This is a genomic window from Bartonella sp. B10834G3 (assembly GCF_016102505.1).
Taxonomy (GTDB): Bacteria; Pseudomonadota; Alphaproteobacteria; order Rhizobiales; family Rhizobiaceae; genus Bartonella; species Bartonella choladocola.
The window spans coordinates 69416-82623 of the sequence record NZ_JACFOM010000001.1; the positions used below are offsets into that span (position 1 = coordinate 69416).

Annotated in this window: 12 protein-coding genes, 1 tRNA gene and 1 pseudogene; 9 read left to right on the top strand and 5 right to left on the bottom strand. The window is 44.8% G+C overall.

Annotated elements, in window-relative coordinates; translation table 11 throughout:
* Positions 1-39: 39 nt before the first annotated feature.
* From msrB to H3S94_RS00310, 4 genes are all read left to right on the top strand, one after another.
* The gene (msrB, locus tag H3S94_RS00295; RefSeq protein ID WP_077991503.1) at positions 40-459 is read left to right on the top strand and encodes a peptide-methionine (R)-S-oxide reductase MsrB; all 420 of its coding nucleotides are present in this window, start codon (positions 40-42) and stop codon (positions 457-459) included.
* Positions 460-491: 32 nt separating this feature from the next.
* Entirely contained in the window at positions 492-2579 is a 2088-nt protein-coding gene (locus H3S94_RS00300; protein WP_198239974.1) for a S9 family peptidase, read from the top strand.
* Between the two features lie 386 nt (positions 2580-2965).
* A complete protein-coding gene (locus H3S94_RS00305; protein WP_198230901.1) occupies positions 2966-3277 on the top strand; it encodes a hypothetical protein in 312 nt (103 codons plus the stop codon).
* 31 nt (positions 3278-3308) lie between these two features.
* Positions 3309-3647 carry a hypothetical protein gene (locus H3S94_RS00310; protein ID WP_077991497.1) on the top strand — a complete coding sequence of 113 codons (339 nt, stop codon included), beginning with the start codon at positions 3309-3311 and terminating at the stop codon, positions 3645-3647.
* 116 nt (positions 3648-3763) lie between these two features.
* Here the strand turns inward: H3S94_RS00310 and H3S94_RS00315 are convergent, their stop codons facing one another.
* Entirely contained in the window at positions 3764-4360 is a 597-nt protein-coding gene (locus H3S94_RS00315; protein WP_077991495.1) for a superoxide dismutase, read from the bottom strand.
* Positions 4361-4753: 393 nt separating this feature from the next.
* Here H3S94_RS00315 and H3S94_RS00320 point away from each other — a divergent pair, with 393 nt between their 5' ends.
* Positions 4754-5464, top strand: coding sequence for a L,D-transpeptidase (locus H3S94_RS00320; RefSeq protein WP_198239975.1), 711 nt, complete (start codon positions 4754-4756; stop codon positions 5462-5464).
* Between the two features lie 320 nt (positions 5465-5784).
* Here the strand turns inward: H3S94_RS00320 and H3S94_RS00325 are convergent, their stop codons facing one another.
* Positions 5785-7305 (bottom strand): helicase HerA-like domain-containing protein, encoded by a 1521-nt coding sequence (locus H3S94_RS00325; RefSeq protein WP_198239976.1) that lies wholly within the window; start codon positions 7303-7305, stop codon positions 5785-5787.
* Between the two features lie 489 nt (positions 7306-7794).
* Here H3S94_RS00325 and H3S94_RS00330 point away from each other — a divergent pair, with 489 nt between their 5' ends.
* The 3 genes from H3S94_RS00330 to H3S94_RS00340 all read left to right on the top strand — a co-directional run bounded on the left by H3S94_RS00330 (position 7795) and on the right by H3S94_RS00340 (position 10470).
* Positions 7795-9108 carry a methylmalonyl-CoA mutase family protein gene (locus H3S94_RS00330; RefSeq protein WP_077991490.1) on the top strand — a complete coding sequence of 438 codons (1314 nt, stop codon included), beginning with the start codon at positions 7795-7797 and terminating at the stop codon, positions 9106-9108.
* A gap of 3 nt (positions 9109-9111) precedes the next feature.
* On the top strand, positions 9112-10140 hold the full coding sequence (locus H3S94_RS00335; RefSeq protein WP_077991488.1) for a magnesium transporter CorA family protein: 1029 nt from the start codon (positions 9112-9114) through the stop codon (positions 10138-10140).
* A gap of 96 nt (positions 10141-10236) precedes the next feature.
* Entirely contained in the window at positions 10237-10470 is a 234-nt protein-coding gene (locus H3S94_RS00340) for a hypothetical protein (RefSeq protein ID WP_198239977.1), read from the top strand.
* A gap of 298 nt (positions 10471-10768) precedes the next feature.
* On the opposite strand, the gene H3S94_RS00345 is transcribed toward H3S94_RS00340, so the two are convergent.
* Both H3S94_RS00345 and H3S94_RS00350 read right to left on the bottom strand, forming a co-directional pair.
* Positions 10769-10843: transfer RNA gene (locus H3S94_RS00345), tRNA-Gln, on the bottom strand.
* A gap of 408 nt (positions 10844-11251) precedes the next feature.
* Complete coding sequence (locus tag H3S94_RS00350; RefSeq protein ID WP_198239978.1) at positions 11252-11758, bottom strand: DUF2165 family protein; 507 nt, start codon at positions 11756-11758, stop codon at positions 11252-11254.
* A gap of 437 nt (positions 11759-12195) precedes the next feature.
* Here H3S94_RS00350 and H3S94_RS00355 point away from each other — a divergent pair, with 437 nt between their 5' ends.
* Positions 12196-13101, top strand: coding sequence for an MBL fold metallo-hydrolase (locus H3S94_RS00355; protein WP_198239979.1), 906 nt, complete (start codon positions 12196-12198; stop codon positions 13099-13101).
* Here the strand turns inward: H3S94_RS00355 and H3S94_RS00360 are convergent.
* Positions 13086-13208: pseudogene (locus tag H3S94_RS00360) on the bottom strand (DUF1499 domain-containing protein); the annotation flags it as partial. The gene H3S94_RS00355 and the pseudogene H3S94_RS00360 overlap by 16 nt on opposite strands.

A 13208-nucleotide genomic window follows, 5' to 3' on the forward strand; every position in this document is an offset into this window, starting at 1 on the left:
TAGCCGGCAAATTTAATATATTTGTGCGAGGATAAATTCATGAGTGATAAACATCAATTCAAGATTACAAAAACCGATGAAGAATGGCGCAAGCAACTAACGCCGAAACAATATGATATTACACGCAAGCAAGGCACAGAAAGAGCATTTTCGGGACCTGAATTCGATACATCGAAGCCCGGAACGTTTTATTGCGTTTGCTGCGGGAAACCGCTCTACAGGTCTGAAACCAAATATGAATCCGGTAGTGGCTGGCCAAGTTTTTTCCGTCCCATAGACCCGGACGCGGTCGTCTTTCAGGAAGATTATTCCCATGGCATGGAGCGCACAGAAGTCTTGTGTGCCGATTGCGGATCGCATCTTGGCCATGTTTTTCCTGATGGTCCCGAACCCACAGGATTGCGTTATTGCATGAATGGCTATGCTCTGACATACCAGCAGGATAAAACAACAAAGTAATTCGACGCCAACACCGCCATTTAGGATGAAGAATGACCGAATCAGTAATTTTGCCACCCGAAACAAAAAAAATTGACCATAGCGAAGAGCATCATGGCATAATCCGTCATGATTATTATCACTGGTTGAGAGCCAAAAACTGGCAGGAAGTCTTCAAACAGCCCGAATTGCTTGATCCGGCGATACGCCAACACCTTGATAAGGAAAATGCTTATCAAAAAGCGCAAATGGCTGATACGACAAAGCTGCAACAACAGCTTTTTTCGGAAATGAAAGGGCGTATCAAGGAAGACGATAGTTCGGTACCGGTGAAAGATGGTCCTTATGCTTACGGTGTCTCGTTTGTGACAGGTGGTGAACAACCCCGTTACTTCCGGACACCTCGCAATGGCGGAGAGGCCACAATATATCTCGATGGCGATGTACTGGCAAAAGGTAAAGACTATTTTCGTCTTGGAACTGTCCAACATTCTCCCGACCACAGTAAATGTGTCTGGTGCTATGATGACAAGGGTTCGGAATTCTATACAATAAAGCTACGTGACATGGCTTTGCTGTCTGACCGCAGTGAAACAATTGAAAATACATCGGGCGATGTTGTTTGGGACGCGAATTCGGAAGGTTTTTTCTATACGAGTGTCGATGAAAATCACCGCCCGTCAAAACTTTATTATCACAAACTCGGAACCGGACAACAAGATGACCTGTTGATCTTTGAAGAAAAAGATCCGGGATTTTTCTTAGGCGTTGGCGGTTCGTCCTTGAATGATGTCATCTATATTGACATCCACGACCATGAAACTTCGGAAGTCTGGCTTATTCCTGCAAACAAGCCGACGATGAAGCCCGAATGCGTCAGAAAACGTCAAAAAGGCGTTGAATATAGCCTGGCTGAAGGTGGCGACGTATTTTACATTCTCACCAATATCAACGACGCCAAAGACTTCAAAATAATGTCGGCGCCCTTCGACAAACCGACAGAAGAAAATTGGACAGAGGTTGTTCCCCATCAACCATCAAGACTTATTCTTGCCCATGATGCTTATAAAAATTTTCTTGTCTGGCTTGAACGTCGCGACGGATTGCCGAGAATTGAACTCCTTGATCGTCGTAACGGAAAGCAGCATAGCATTGCTTTTGACGAAGAAACCTATTCATTGGGACTTCATGGCGCAGCCGAATATGACAGCGACACAATCCGCTTCTCCTATTCGTCGATGACAACGCCTTCCGAACTTTATGATTATGACATGGGCACGAAAAAGCGCGTTATGTTAAAACGGCAGGAAGTGCCGTCAGGACACGACCCCGAAAATTATATTACACGGCGTTTGATGGCCAAGGCTGAAGACGGTGCTGAAATTCCCGTTTCATTGTTTTATCACAAAAATACAAAACTCGACGGTACTGCGCCATGTCTGCTCTATGGTTATGGAGCTTATGGTATTTCTATGCCGGATAGTTTCAATTCCAATGCATTGTCACTTGTCGATCGTGGCTTTGTCTATGCAATTGCACATATCAGGGGTGGAAAAGAAAAAGGCTTTGACTGGTATGAAAAAGGAAAGCACTTGTTCAAGCGCAATACATTTACCGATTTTATCGCTTGCGGGCGTTTTCTGGTTGCCAATCATTTCACCTCGCATGACCGGTTGATTGCTGAAGGCGGTTCAGCCGGTGGCATGTTGATGGGCGCGGTCGCCAATATGGCTCCTCAAGATTACAAGGCTATTGTCGCCATTGTTCCTTTTGTTGACGTATTATCGACCATGCTTGATGCAACGCTTCCCCTTACGCCGCCCGAATGGCCTGAATGGGGAAATCCGATTGCATCGAAGGAAGATTATAAGCTCATCGCATCCTATTCACCCTATGATAATGTCAGCGCACAAAATTATCCCGCCATTCTTGCAATGGGTGGTCTTACCGACCCGCGTGTCACCTATTGGGAACCGGCAAAATGGGTAGCAAAATTACGCGAGTTGAACACCGGAAATAATCCCGTTTTACTGAGAATAAATATGGATTCGGGCCACGCAGGTGCTTCAGGACGGTTTTCGCGTCTTGAAGAAAGTGCTTATATCTACGCTTTTATTCTCAAAGTTGCAGGAAAGATTTAAACCTTCTACCATCGTTTTAAAATTACCGGATTAAAGGCGGCTTACCCGATCTCTCATATCTCTTGAGATCGGAAGCTGCCTTGCCGCGAGACAATTTTTTCTAAGCTCTTCTTGCCACCACAACTTCCCCTGAAGTCTCCGTTTGTCTTCACAACTTTTCCTGAAGTCTTCGTTGTCCTTTGTAACCAATGACTGGAGAGGAAAAAATAAGTGCTGGCAACTCCCGTCGGAGCATTCATGCTTTAACGGGTTATCCGTTCCGATATATTTTTAAGGCAGAATGAACAATGCACTTGCCTATTGCTCATAAAGCTACCAAATAGTTTCATATAGCTGTTTTAACAGACAGCTAACCAGTCCGCATTTTATGGAATAGCGACCAAGTGATGAAAACTTCATGCCTATTGCTGTTGTTGTTGATCGGCTTTTTCTTGTCACCGGCATATGCTGCCGGAATTAGGAAAGATGTTGATGAATATGCCGGAAGCCGTTGCAATACGCCGGCAAAGGGAAGCGGTATTGTGGCGGGATATTTCAGCGGCGTTACGGATAATCCGATTATAAGCTCTGACGGTTTCGTTCCTGTCGACCGGTTCAGATGTTTCAAAACGATGGATGAATGCCGTGGCTGGCTTTATACAATGGAGTCACTCTACGGCTCACCACCACCAACGGCCACATTGTGTACACGATATTGATTATCAAAAGGCTGAGGGAGGCCTGTTTTCTATGAAATATGGACTATTATTTTTTGCTACAATCGGCCTCGGCTTTCTGACAATGTCACAAAGCGTCTATGCAAGTGGTCGAGACCCCGCAAAAGTAGCAAATATGACCAGTGAATATGCCGGAAAGCGCTGTTCGACACCTCAGAAGGGAAGTGGAATAGTTGCCGGTTTTTTCCGCGGATGGGAACAAACACCGTTCCAGAACCGCGGTTCCGGTCTTATGCCGGTAGAACGCTATCATTGTTTCAAAACGATGAACGAATGCAAATCCTGGCTAAAAACAATGAATTATCTTTATAATGACAAATCCATTGACGCGAGCATGTGCACCAAATTTTAAAGAGTGATTGCTGACTCGCAAGACAACCGGTAAAAAGTTGGAAGTACCGGAAAACCGGCAGATATAAAAAACCGCCATTGGAAAAATGGCGGCTTTTTTCAATTACAAAAACAAAATCAGGCTTTTTCAAAAAGCTCCAGCACGTAATCCCAATTAATCAGATGATCGACAAATGCTTCAAGATATTTCGGACGGGCATTGCGATAATCAATGTAATAGGAGTGTTCCCAAACGTCGACACCGAGAATCGGCGTTGCTCCATGAACCAGCGGATTTTCACCATTCGGTGTTTTCGAGATTTCCAACTTTCCGTTTTTCACAGCAAGCCAAGCCCATCCCGAACCGAATTGAGCCGCTCCGGCGGCAAGAAAGTCTTCACGGAATTTATCATATCCGCCCAGATCACTATCAATTGCCTTGAGAAGTTTGCCCGGCAATTTTTTACCACCGCCGTCTTTTTTCATCCATTTCCAGAAATGGGTGTGATTGAAGTGTTGTGCGGCGTTGTTGAACAACCCCTGATTTTTGCCAAAGCTTGCTTTGACAATTTCTTCAAGGCTTTTGCCTTCAAGCCCGGAATCCTTCAGCAATTTGTTGCCGTTGGTGACATAGGCCTGATGGTGCTTGTCATGGTGGTATTCAAGTGTCTCGCGTGACATATAAGGCTGAAGTGCATCATAAGCATAGGGTAGTTCAGGCAATTCAAAAGCCATTTTCAATACTCCTTAAAAATATAGTCTCTGCCGGAATAGGTGCGATTATTTATTTGGTGCGCTCCTTGGGTAAAAGCAAGGGAAATTGCCCTTTTCACAAGAGTTTGACCGGTCGGGCTGAAATGTCTCCTCTTTCCATAAGATGGGATACAAGTCTCACAGTAACCTATTGTCGTCTTGAAGGGCAGCCCATAAATAGCGCGCAACAGCCTTTTCGGTTTTTAAGGCTTTTCGGTTTTTTAAGGCTTTTCAGCTTTTTAAGCCTTTTCAGCTTTTTAAGCCTTTCGAGATTGTCGCTCGAACATCTCTGCCGGAATTGAAAACAGCCGGATTTGTTTGTTTTTAACTTTTTTCCGTCAAATATGGAAAAAGAAAAACAAATTGGATTGATGAATGACTTCCCTTGTCTCGCGGCGCTTTTTCTTACAGACACTGACGATGGGTGCAGCAACAACAGGCCTTTCGGCCTGCATGCCTGCGGGATTGAAAGATATTGCATTGGCACCTGTAAAGACGCCACCTGCATCTGTTAATACACCCTTAAATAATGCGTTAGCTCCTTTTGCGTCGATGTATGGAGAAATGAGAGATGGCGATTTTGTTCTCCCCGCAATTCCCTATCAACATATTGATCCGCAATTTCTGCGACAGATTGTTGACGATCCGACCGGCGAACAACCCGGAACAATCGTTGTCGACACCAAACGGCGTTATCTTTACCTTGTCCGTCTCAACGGTAAAGCAATCCGTTACGGTGTGAGCGTCGGAAAAGAAGGTTTTGCATGGTCGGGGCGTGGCATTATCGAATATAAACGCAAATGGCCAACATGGACACCGCCTGCCGATATGATCGCCCGTCAACCGCAGCTTGCAAAATATAGTGCTGCAAATGGCGGCATGAAACCGGGATTGAAAAATCCGCTTGGCGCACGTGCCCTTTACATTTTTCAGGATGGTAAAGACACGCTCTACCGCCTTCACGGTTCACCCGATTGGTCATCTATCGGCAAGCGCGCTTCATCCGGTTGTGTCAGGCTCATCAATCAGGACATTATAGATCTTTACGAACGCGTTCCGGAAAAAGCTCCGGTTCTTGTCGTGTAATTTATGATGCGAGACTGAAAGACCAGCACTCATATCTTTAGATAAGATTTATTGCATGACGTATTTAAAGTTAAGTCCTTCTGAAACCCCAAGACCATCCGGAATAGAAAATCATAACGCCATAAAATTTCACTTTTCCGGGTGAAATTTCTCAAAAGCTTGCCGTAAACTTCCTGTCAGCCAAGGTTCTTTATTCAGCCTCTGCCGACAATGCAGATCAAAACATGAAAGCTCAATCAGGTCGGACTTGAAGAGCCGGAAACGCTCACATCGAGAAACATAGCGAAGGCCGATTTTCCCCTCTGCCCTTGCATTGCCATTTATTTGCGTCTGCCGCCCAGAAGATTTCCCAAGACACCGCGCAAATAATTTTCACCGGCTTTTGCAAGTGACCGGCCGATAGAGTTGGCAGCGGTACGGGTAATGGATTTCACTGCGGTTTCTGCGACCGATTGCCCGCGACCATTCTTTTTATCCTCGCCGAAAATCGTATCCCAAAAGCTTCCGCCCTGTTCCTGATTATTGTTGGATTGCTTTTCTTCTGTATTTTTTTGCAACATTTCATAGGCGGATTGGCGATCGACTGTCTCGTCATATTTACCGCTCACCGGACTTGTTTTCATCAAACTTTGCCGCTCTTGCACCGTAATCGGTCCGATTTGCGATGACGGCGGGCGAATGGTGGTTCTTTGGACAATAGAAGGAACACCTTTATCTTCCAGAGTTGATACCAGCGCTTCACCTGTTCCGAGATCCGAGATCGCTTTCATCGTGTCAAAATCCGGATTGGCACGGAAAGTCGAAGCTGCGGCTTTTACCGCCGCCGTTTCGCGAGGCGTATACACCCGCAATGCGTGCTGGATACGATTGCCAAGCTGTGCCAGAATCGATTCGGGCACATCCAGAGGATTTTGTGAAATGAAGTAGATGCCTACTCCCTTCGAGCGGATCAAGCGGACAACCTGTTCAATGCGTTCGATCAAAGCTTTCGGTGCATTATCGAACAGCAAATGGGCTTCGTCAAAAAAGAATACGAGGCGAGGCTTATCGGGATCACCGACTTCAGGCAATTGTTCAAAAAGTTCGGACATAAGCCACAAAAGAAATGTCGAATAAAGGCGCGGATTGGACATAAGCTTGTCAGCCGCAAGAACGCTGACAACCCCTCGCCCGTCATTCGTAACACGCATAATGTCTTCAAGTTCCAGCGAAGGTTCGCCAAAGAAATGTTCGCCCCCCTGCTCCTCGAAAACCAATAATTGACGTTGTATAGATCCCACTGAAGATTTCGAGATATTGCCGTAACGGGTCGAAAGCTCGGCCGCCTTTTCTCCGACGTGATTGAGCATTGCTTGCAAATCCTTGAGATCAAGCAGTAACAAGCCTTCATCATCGGCTGCGCGGAATGCAATATTGAGCACACCTTCCTGTGCTTGCGTCAAATCCATCAAACGGGAAAGCAGCAATGGTCCCATTTCCGAAACAGTTGCCCTTATCGGATGCCCGTCAACACCGAAAAGATCCCAGAAAATAACCGGTGCAGCCTTCATCTCGATTGACGAAAGTCCGACACCTTCTGCACGTGCGCGCACTTTATCATTCAAAATACCGGCTTTGGCTATGCCGGAAAGGTCACCTTTGACATCGGCACAAAAAACGGGAACGCCGGCTGCGGAAAAAGATTCGGCAATGACTTGAAGCGTTACTGTTTTTCCGGTTCCCGTAGCCCCTGTTATCAATCCGTGGCGGTTTGCATATTTTAGCCAGATATATTCCGGTTTGAGGCTATTATCCCGTTTTTGGCGACTGGCACCAAGAAAAATTCCGCTCTTGTCGATCATACCCAATTATCCTTCGGCCTGATTTTCCAATCTGCATAAATGTACCAGAATCAGACAAATTCAATAAGTCTTTTATGTGGCTTCAATGAATTTGTTTTTTGACGGCCTTTTTTGTCGGCAGATTTTTCCTGAAACAAATATCTCTATTGGTCTCTATTTTTACATAAAATGACAATTTATAATATTTTATAATATTCATATTTATATATTTGCTATTATTATAATTATTTGTACATCCAAATATATATGATAATATCTATCATTATATAAATCTGTAAATTCTGTTTTTCACTTGTTATATTTCTGAATGGCAATACAGAATGGTCGCTTCCACCAAAAATCATTTTATGCGTCCGGATGGAATTTTATTAAATGAATTCTAAATGAAATTGCGGTAGGTTGGTCTTGCGCCATTCAGGGCTTTGTGATTTTTTTAGAGTACCTCTTAAAGATGGTGTAAAAACGATTTAGTAGGATTTTGATTTGCTCATGAGCTCGAAACAATCCCTTCCATCCGACAATTTACAATCGCGTCAAGCAGGCTGGTCCGTCATGCAACGTGCTGATGACCCCGATATTGAACGTGCCCGCTTCCAACTCAAGGAAGACATAGCCAATGGTGCTACCGGTATTGCTCTTATTTTTGAAGGCGCCAACAGCGCCTATGGATTCGGGCTACCGGCCAAGGCCGAAACAATACCGACACTTTTTGATGGTGTTAGTCTGGATGGTCTTCATATTCGTCTGGATAACCATCCGCATGGTCGTGTCATTGCTGACAGTTTTATCGATTATCTTCAACACAGACGCATTAACCCGACGCGCACAAAACTGACATTCAGTACCGACCCCACTGCTGTTCTGGCCACAACCGGCAAACTTAAAATGTCAATCGAGGCATTGAAAGCATCACTGCCGCAATCAATGTCGGTATTTTTCTCTTCCGGCATTCCCGGAGTTGTGCTTGAAGCCGACGGTCGCCCCTACCATAATGCGGGTGCAACGCCTGCACAGGAAATCGGTGCTATGATGTCGGTTGCGCTCGCCCATTTAAAGATGGTTGAAGAAGCGCGTCACCATATTATTTACGCTCTGCCGCATATCGGTTTTGCTACTGCACTCGATCAGGATCCGGTTATGGGACTTGCAAAAATGCGGGCAATCAGGTTGCTGTGGCGGCGTCTTCAGGGAGAACGTGGCGTTTCATCGCCTTTCCCTGCCATTATCCATGTTGAAACATCCATGCGGATGATGACCAGACAGGATGCGCTAAGTAACATTTCGCGTTCCTCTATTGCCGCCTATGCTGCAATTCTTGGCGGTGCATCGTCTTTATCCGTATTGCCGTATAGTTTTGTGTTTGGCTTACCGGACGAAAATGCCCGCCGTATTGCCCGCAACAGCCAACTTGTTTTTGTCGATGAACTGGCGAACCCTCTCGCGAAACATGCCAATCGTCGCGATAATGATGCGGATGCCCTTGCAGAAGCAGCCTGGGTCGAGTTTACCCGGCTTGAAGACGAAGGTGGTGTCATGCAAAGTCTGATAGACGGCAACCTCGCCAAACGCATTGAAGAAGCGCGTGATCTGCGACTTGCAAGCTATCATAAAAACGAACGTGCGATCATTGGTACATCCGAATACCGGAAAAGTGACGAGGCTCCTTTCGGCATTGTCGATACCAAAGCTGTTCATTTTTCAGCAGAAGGCATTTCCCATTGCCATCCCTTGGTATCTGGGCGTTGGGATCAAGACTTTCTGGAAGTTCAAAAAATCGCTCCGGTGGAAATTACGAAGGATTAATATATGATCCGCAGCTTTCGTTCGTCGACTGACCGACTTGTCGAAGTTCCTCTGAAAGAAGATGGAACACCTGAAAACGATGTGTTGTGGATTGATCTTTCCGATCCGACTGCGGGAGAAGAAAAAGAGCTGGAAAAATGGCTTGGGATTCCCATTCCAACCCATGATGACATGACAGAAATCGAAGAATCCAGCCGCTTTTATATGGAAAACGGGGCGCAATATATGACTGCGCCCTTAATCTATACAGTTGACGGGGACAAGCGTGACATTGCGCCGGTGACTTTCATTCTGACAGGATCCCGATTGGTGACTGTTCGCTATAGTCATCCGCAAGCTGTCGAACTTTTCATTTTACGCGTTACCAAAGCCGGTAACGGGGTTATTACGCAACAATGTACCGGTCTAACGATTTTGACTGCGGTTATGGAAGCGGCAACAGACCGGCTTGCCGATCTCCTCGAAGCCGTCTCTGCACGCATAGAAAAGGCTTCGCGCAACATCTTCCATCGTGATGAAGGTGCGATGCCGATGTCGACTGTCGATTTTCGTAAAATTCTTAACCAGATCGGCAATCAGGGAACGTTGCTTTCAATGGTTAGAGAAAGCATCGCCGGTGTCAGCCGTCTTCTCGTTTATGTGGAAGCCTATGGAAAAACTGTTACGCCAAAATATATTGAAGCCGACGGCAAAACTGTCACGCCTAAAAAAGACATGAAGACGACGGTAAAATCACTCGAACAGGACACCCAGTCACTTGAGCATTACGCCGATTTCTTGTCAGCAAAAATGACCTTTTTGCTTGATACAGTCGTCGGGATGATTTCGACAGAACAAAATGCCATTATCAAATTTTTCTCGGTTGCAGCAGTGGGCTTCATGCCGCCAACGCTTGTTGCATCAATCTATGGAATGAATTTCCAATTCATGCCGGAACTCAATGAAAAATGGGGTTATCCTTTTGCGCTTTTTCTGATGATTATTTCGGCTGTTATCCCGATTCTTTATTTCAGAAAGAAAGGCTGGCTTTAGCCTGCGGAATTACTTTCCCCATCTGGAAATTTGTTGTTCTGTCTATTATATTAACTCTATTGATGGCAATGAACCTCAATCAAAGGAGTGATTTCAATGTCTATTGAGACCGCAATGCGTATTTCGGTAACTGGCATGAACAGACAGGTTGATTCACTTGATAAAACAGCTCTGAATGTTGCCAGAGGTACGACGGTCGAGCGTCAAACTTACGATCCGGGTGATGACATGATTGATCTGGATATGGGCGAGCACAATTTCAAAGCCAATTTTCGTGTTTTTCAGGTTGCTGATGAAACAATGACTCAAATTATCAATTTGAAACGCTAAAAAAAAATCAGGCGCTCTGGTGCTGCTGAAATAAATTATATTTTTCTGGTTTTCGGTGCGTTATTTTAAATAACGTGAAAAGCTTAAAGCCGGAAATAAAAGCGTTTTCCTTATAAAATAAAAAAGTCGCGTTCATTCCGGTTCCGCTCCGGTTAATATAATCTGGCGCAGCTTGTTAGACGGATTGCAGCTTGTTTGACGAATTATTGTGTGTTTACCGGTGGGGAGCTTCAGTCACTTGACCGCAACAGCTTTTTACTGAAGCGAAATCAATTATAAATATTTATCGAGGGAAAAGTGGCTGGGGTACCTGGATTCGAACCAGGGAATGCCGGTACCAAAAACCGGTGCCTTACCGCTTGGCTATACCCCAAAAACTATGCATGGCATACTTCCTGCGCGCCTTATAACGAGTTCGGTAAAAATGTGCAATATGTTCATGCGCCAGCTACAATTTTTTTTTGAGAATCAGGGTTTTTCGTCCCGACAGTATTAAAACAGCTTCGCTATAACGCCGTTTGAACGTCATCATCGGCTAATCAAGAAAGTTTTTTCAGAAAACAGAACGGCATCGTCAAATCCGGATATTCACCAAATGGTGTGAAACGGATAATGCGGATGTTCGGGCTGTTGTGTTTTGTCTCCTATCTGGCAACTATTTGCCAGATAGAATGACATGTCTTGAGGCTCAGCGGTGCAAATACGGTGATTTTAATGCTCCGGTTCAACTTATGTAGTTTTAACGTTGTAATAAGACCGAAGACGACCGGTCAGCCCTGTCTCAATTGTCTGCTGTTATTTTCTCGTCCGGTATGACAACATAGATCAGCACCAATATAATGGTAATGAAAAACCGGAAGGCGTCGGGCACTCCATTCCACTCCTTGGACATCCACATTCCGAACCATTCCCCGCCCACAGACATAAATGCAACATGCCAAACCAGAAACCCCAGTGTCAGACCGGCGATTGCGCAACGTTTTGACAATTGGAACGTGTTTTTGGGGGCTTTTATAGCAAGCAACATTCGCACACTACCAATCCAACACAAGATAGCCGTCAACGTCTCGAATGTAACAATGAGCCAATAACCGATATTCTGAATGGTTATATTTTCAATGGAACGCCACTTTGTCGGCGCATCAGCAAAGACGCTATCCATTAAAAACACATGATGGACATAGGCAAAATTAATTGACGAATAAAAAATGTTTTCAACGGCTACCAATGTTGCGAACAACGCTATTGCGGCGACAAACGCCGATTTTGACAGACGAACAATAAGCATGATCTCCCACACTCCTTCAAACCTGGAACATCAAAGTTTTTGAAGTCTGGAAATAGCCTCTAACGCAACTAATCTAAAGAAAAAACATGTACAATTCGTAATTTTAAAGATAATTTTTTTGTGATCTAATATATTTCATGCTCAATTATTAGTTAAAAATAACAATTAATAGTTGAAAAACATAAATAAAAATATCAAAAAAATATATATTGTAACCAATATTTTATTATACTTTTTAAATGTAATTTACATTTGTTTTATGCATTATATCCGATTTTTAAATTTTTCAAAATTTATTCCTTAAAATAATAAATTGGAAAATTTCTGTCACCGGAATCGCACCATACAAGTCATAACAATGTTATTTACTTTTAATCGCCAAATTGAAATGATTGCAGTTAATGGACTATATCTGGCGTAATTGACGAGGAGAGCTGATGTCCGTAGGTTTTAACAACGATTTCGACCCTGAATATGGTCACGTGGTTGTTCTTGATAACCACGTCAGGCGGATTACAGCACATAACCCCTCTCCTTTCACATTCACCGGCACCAACAGTTACATCATCGGTACCGATGACCTTGCTATTATAGATCCCGGCCCTGAGGATGATGAACAGCTTGAAATGTTGCTCGGTGTAATCGAAGGGCATAGGCTAGATTATATTTTCATCACCCATAGCCATAGCGATCATTCGGGGCTCGCAAAACGGTTAAGTCGGCTGACAGGCGCAAAAATCGTTGCCGAGGGGAGCCACAGACCGGCCTCGAATAATATTTCAGATATATCAATGACTCTTGATTCGGGTGGCGATAGTGATTTCGCGCCCGATATAACCCTTGGAGATGGTGAAACCATTGAAGGAGATGGCTGGAAGCTCACCTCTATCACCACGCCTGGACATATGGCTAATCATACGGCCTATAGCCTCGATAAGACGGGCGTGCTTTTTACCGGCGATCATGTTATGGCTTGGGCAACAACTGTCGTTGCTCCGCCGGATGGTTCTATGCAGGATTATATGAAATCGCTTGATAAACTCCTGAAACGGGATGACAAAATTTATCTTCCCGGCCACGGCGGTCCGGTGCTTAAACCGCAAGCTTATGTCCGTGCCATCATTGCACACAGGAAAATGCGCGAGAGGGCTATTCTTGAACGGTTAAGCGAGGGAGACCGGACAATAAGCGAGATCGTCAAGGCAATTTACCGTTCGCTTGACCAACGTCTTTACAAAGCTGCTTCACTTTCGGTTCTTGCGCATCTCGAATCACTGGTGGCAAGCGGTGTTGTCAAAGTCGAGGAACCACTCTCTCTCTCGGCTTATTATTCATTATCCTGATCGGTTGGTGTCGAAAGCATTTCGGTATCGAGAGCATCCATGAAAGTCAGAATAAATGCTGCATCGACTCTGAGATCGCGATGTAAATAACGTGATGCCGAACGCAT

What these genes read in the sequence shown, in the direction of transcription:
- msrB (WP_077991503.1), top strand. Translation starts at nt 40, where the DNA reads ATGAGTGATAAACATCAATTCAAGATTACAAAAACCGATGAAGAATGG.
- H3S94_RS00300 (WP_198239974.1), top strand. Translation starts at nt 492, where the DNA reads ATGACCGAATCAGTAATTTTGCCACCCGAAACAAAAAAAATTGACCAT.
- H3S94_RS00305 (WP_198230901.1), top strand. Translation starts at nt 2,966, where the DNA reads ATGAAAACTTCATGCCTATTGCTGTTGTTGTTGATCGGCTTTTTCTTG.
- H3S94_RS00310 (WP_077991497.1), top strand. Translation starts at nt 3,309, where the DNA reads ATGAAATATGGACTATTATTTTTTGCTACAATCGGCCTCGGCTTTCTG.
- H3S94_RS00315 (WP_077991495.1), bottom strand. Translation starts at nt 4,360, where the DNA reads ATGGCTTTTGAATTGCCTGAACTACCCTATGCTTATGATGCACTTCAG.
- H3S94_RS00320 (WP_198239975.1), top strand. Translation starts at nt 4,754, where the DNA reads ATGACTTCCCTTGTCTCGCGGCGCTTTTTCTTACAGACACTGACGATG.
- H3S94_RS00325 (WP_198239976.1), bottom strand. Translation starts at nt 7,305, where the DNA reads ATGATCGACAAGAGCGGAATTTTTCTTGGTGCCAGTCGCCAAAAACGG.
- H3S94_RS00330 (WP_077991490.1), top strand. Translation starts at nt 7,795, where the DNA reads ATGAGCTCGAAACAATCCCTTCCATCCGACAATTTACAATCGCGTCAA.
- H3S94_RS00335 (WP_077991488.1), top strand. Translation starts at nt 9,112, where the DNA reads ATGATCCGCAGCTTTCGTTCGTCGACTGACCGACTTGTCGAAGTTCCT.
- H3S94_RS00340 (WP_198239977.1), top strand. Translation starts at nt 10,237, where the DNA reads ATGTCTATTGAGACCGCAATGCGTATTTCGGTAACTGGCATGAACAGA.
- H3S94_RS00350 (WP_198239978.1), bottom strand. Translation starts at nt 11,758, where the DNA reads ATGCTTATTGTTCGTCTGTCAAAATCGGCGTTTGTCGCCGCAATAGCG.
- H3S94_RS00355 (WP_198239979.1), top strand. Translation starts at nt 12,196, where the DNA reads ATGTCCGTAGGTTTTAACAACGATTTCGACCCTGAATATGGTCACGTG.